The following is a 3,009-nucleotide window of genomic DNA, read 5'->3' as shown; positions in this document are numbered from 1 at the left end:
CACACGGCCATCGCCGCGGATCTGGCGGCCGAGGACAGCACGCCCGAGGTGCTCGCGCTGCAGGAAGCCGCGGCCGCCCGGCGGAGCGTGGACATCGACTACCTCGTGCCGTCGCGGGATGAGATGACGAACCGCCGGATCGACCCGCTCCGGGTCTTCGCCGTGGACGGCCACTGGTACACCGAGGCCTGGTGCCACCGCCAGCAGGCCGTTCGGCAGTTCCGGGTGGACCGCATGCGCTCCCTGGCCGCCACCGCCGAGCACTTTGAGCCGCCGGCCGAACGGAGCAGCGAATTCCCCGACAGCCTGTTCACCCCGCAGGAGACGGATCAGGTGGTGGTGCTGCGGATCTCCGAGCGCCTGGCCGAACTGGCCGACCAATACAACGCCCGGCGCCGCGCGGTCCTGGCGGACGGTTCGCTCGCGGCCGAAATCCGGCTCTCCAGCACGGCGGTGCTGCCCGGCCTGGCGGCACGCCACGGCGGCGAAGTTGCCGTGCTGGAACCGGCGGAGGCGGCGGGCCAGACCCGGGAATGGCTGCGGCAGGCGCTGGAGGCCTACCGCGAGGCCCCGGCTTCGGCCGGAAGCTAGAGTGGACAGCATGCCCCTTTGGTTCTGGATCCTGCTCTGGGTTGCCCTCTGCGCGCTGGCCCTGGTGTTCATCGCCCTGCTCGGCTGGCGGATTTTCCGCCAGTTCGTGCGAACTTTGCGTGAATTCGAGGCGGCGGCCGACCGGCTGGCCGGCGGACTCCCAACGGACCAGCAGCCCGCCGACCCGCACCGCCCCCGGCTGGCACTCTTCGCCGACTCCGCGGTACTCAAGGAGGAATACGTCCAGGGCAAGGAGCGGCGGCGCGAGGAGCGGAGGCGGCGCCGGTTCGCCCGGCGTACGGCCCGCGGGCAGCGGCAGTCCCTGCGCGACCTGCGGCTGTCCTGACCCGCCGATGGCATAGGATGGACTAGACGAAAGGAACCACGCATGGGACGACTCTTCGATAACCCCTGGACCATCATTATTCTGGTCATCATTGTGCTGCTGCTCTTCGGCGCACCGAAGCTGCCGGGCCTTGCCCGCAGCCTGGGCCAGTCCATGCGGATCTTCAAGTCCGAGGTGAAGCAGATGAAGGACGACGACGCGTCCGCCGCCGACCCGGACTCGGAACCCGTCGAGGGCCGCGTGGTCAACCCGCCGCGGAACAACACTGACAACCGCGGACAGCAGCCGAATGCGAACGGCGGATCCCCATCGCCGCACCAGCAGTAAGGGCCGTGGCCGGTAAGAAAGGCCGGAAGGCCAACCCTGAGGGGCGGATGCCGCTCAAGGCCCATCTGAAAGAACTCCGCAACCGGCTCATCATTTCCGGCATTGCCGTCCTGCTCGGCGCGGTCGCCGGCTGGTTCCTGTACGACCCCGTGATGGTCGCCGTCCAGGCGCCGCTGATGGAAATCTCGGCGGAAGAGGGCCGGCGCGCGGAAATCAACTACGGCAGTGTCGGATCTCCGTTCGACCTGAAAATCCAGGTCTCCATCTTCCTGGGGCTGCTGGTCAGCTCCCCGGTGTGGATCTACCAGGTGTGGGCCTTCATCACGCCCGGCCTGAAGACCAAGGAACGCCGCTACACGCTCGGCTTCATGGTCGCCGCCGTGCCGCTGTTCCTGCTCGGGATCTACTTCGGCTGGATCGTGCTCCCGGAGATCGTCAAGGTCCTGACCATGTTCACGCCGGAAGGCGGCGTGAACCAGATCCTGGCCACCGACTACCTGACGTTCGTGATGCGGATGTTCCTTTCCCTCGGCATCGCGTTCCTGCTCCCCGTGGTGTTGGTGGGGCTGAATTTCGCCGGTCTGCTGTCCGGCCGCCGCGTGATCAAGAGCTGGCGGATCGTGGTGTTCGTGGTCTGCCTGGTGGCGGCGATGGCCGCCCCCGGCCCGGACGCCATGTCCATGTTCCTGCTGGCGGCCCCCTTGCTGGCGTTGTTCTTCGTGGCAACCGGCATCAGCCTGCTCAACGACAAGCGGCGGGACAAGCGGCGCAAGGTCCGCGAAGCGGAAGTCGCCGCCGGCGTCGACCAGGCCACGCCGCTCAATCAGCTGAAGGCCGACGACCCGGAGCAGGACGGAGCCAAATAGGCTGCGGCCGGTCAGGGGTCGGCGGCACCCATCGGGCCGGCGGATTTAAGCGGATAGGCTTTTGCTATGAGTTCCCCCTCCGAACGCTACCTTGCGGCCGCCGAACGGGTGGCCTTCTCGAAGACCCGGCTGTACTCGTTCAGCCAGACGCTCGGATTCGAACTCGACCCGTTCCAGCGCGAGGCGTGCGAGGCCCTGGAGCGCGGCCGCGGCGTCCTGGTCGCGGCTCCCACCGGCGCCGGCAAGACCGTCGTCGGCGAGTTCGCCGTCTACATGGCCCTGCAGCGGGGACTCAAGGCGTTCTATACGACGCCGATCAAGGCCCTGAGCAACCAGAAGTACAACGAGCTCGTGGCCACCTACGGCGCCGAGCGGGTGGGGCTGCTCACCGGGGACACCTCGGTTAATCCGCACGCGGACGTGGTGGTGATGACCACCGAGGTATTGCGGAACATGCTGTACGCCAATTCCGACACCCTGCTGGACCTGGCCTATGTGGTGATGGACGAAGTCCACTACCTGGCCGACCGGTTCCGCGGCGCCGTGTGGGAAGAGGTCATCATCCACCTGCCCGACGACGTGCAGTTGGTCTCACTGTCTGCGACCGTCTCCAACGCGGAGGAATTCGGTGCCTGGCTGGACACCGTCCGCGGCGACACCGACGTGGTGGTGTCCGAGCACCGCCCCGTCCCGCTGTGGCAGCACGTCATGGTCGGCTCGGACTTATTCGATCTTTTCGCCGGCGACGTCGCCTTCGACGAAACCGCGCAGGAAGCCGGCAGCGGCCGCGCCTACGAGGTGAACCCGGAGCTGTTGAAACTGGCGTCGGCCGAGCACCGGCTCAACCGCAGCGCCAACTGGGGCCGTTCCGGCGGCCGG

The 3,009-nt window shown here is 67.7% G+C and carries 5 protein-coding genes; all 5 read left to right on the top strand.

All coding sequences use genetic code 11. The features are described from left to right. A partial coding sequence (locus AC5RV2_RS16435) for a WYL domain-containing protein (protein ID WP_494093223.1) occupies window positions 1–591 on the top strand: 591 nt, incomplete at its 5' end. Between the two features lie 10 nt (window positions 592–601). Further along, a complete protein-coding gene (locus AC5RV2_RS16430; RefSeq protein WP_494093222.1) occupies window positions 602–937 on the top strand; it encodes a hypothetical protein in 336 nt (111 codons plus the stop codon). Between the two features lie 42 nt (window positions 938–979). After that, entirely contained in the window at window positions 980–1,264 is a 285-nt protein-coding gene (tatA, locus tag AC5RV2_RS16425) for a Sec-independent protein translocase subunit TatA (protein ID WP_494093221.1), read from the top strand. A gap of 5 nt (window positions 1,265–1,269) precedes the next feature. Next, a complete protein-coding gene (gene tatC / locus AC5RV2_RS16420; RefSeq protein WP_494093220.1) occupies window positions 1,270–2,130 on the top strand; it encodes a twin-arginine translocase subunit TatC in 861 nt (286 codons plus the stop codon). A gap of 66 nt (window positions 2,131–2,196) precedes the next feature. Then, window positions 2,197–3,009, top strand: an 813-nt coding sequence (locus AC5RV2_RS16415; RefSeq protein WP_494093219.1) for a DEAD/DEAH box helicase, incomplete at its 3' end; no start/stop codon positions are given.

The sequence above is a fragment of the Arthrobacter sp. Y3225116 genome (assembly GCF_059091245.1).
Note: the sequence above shows the minus strand (reverse complement) of the source record. Positions and strands in the feature narration are given on the sequence as shown.

What these genes read in the sequence shown, in the direction of transcription:
- tatA (WP_494093221.1), top strand. Translation starts at nt 980, where the DNA reads ATGGGACGACTCTTCGATAACCCCTGGACCATCATTATTCTGGTCATC.
- AC5RV2_RS16430 (WP_494093222.1), top strand. Translation starts at nt 602, where the DNA reads ATGCCCCTTTGGTTCTGGATCCTGCTCTGGGTTGCCCTCTGCGCGCTG.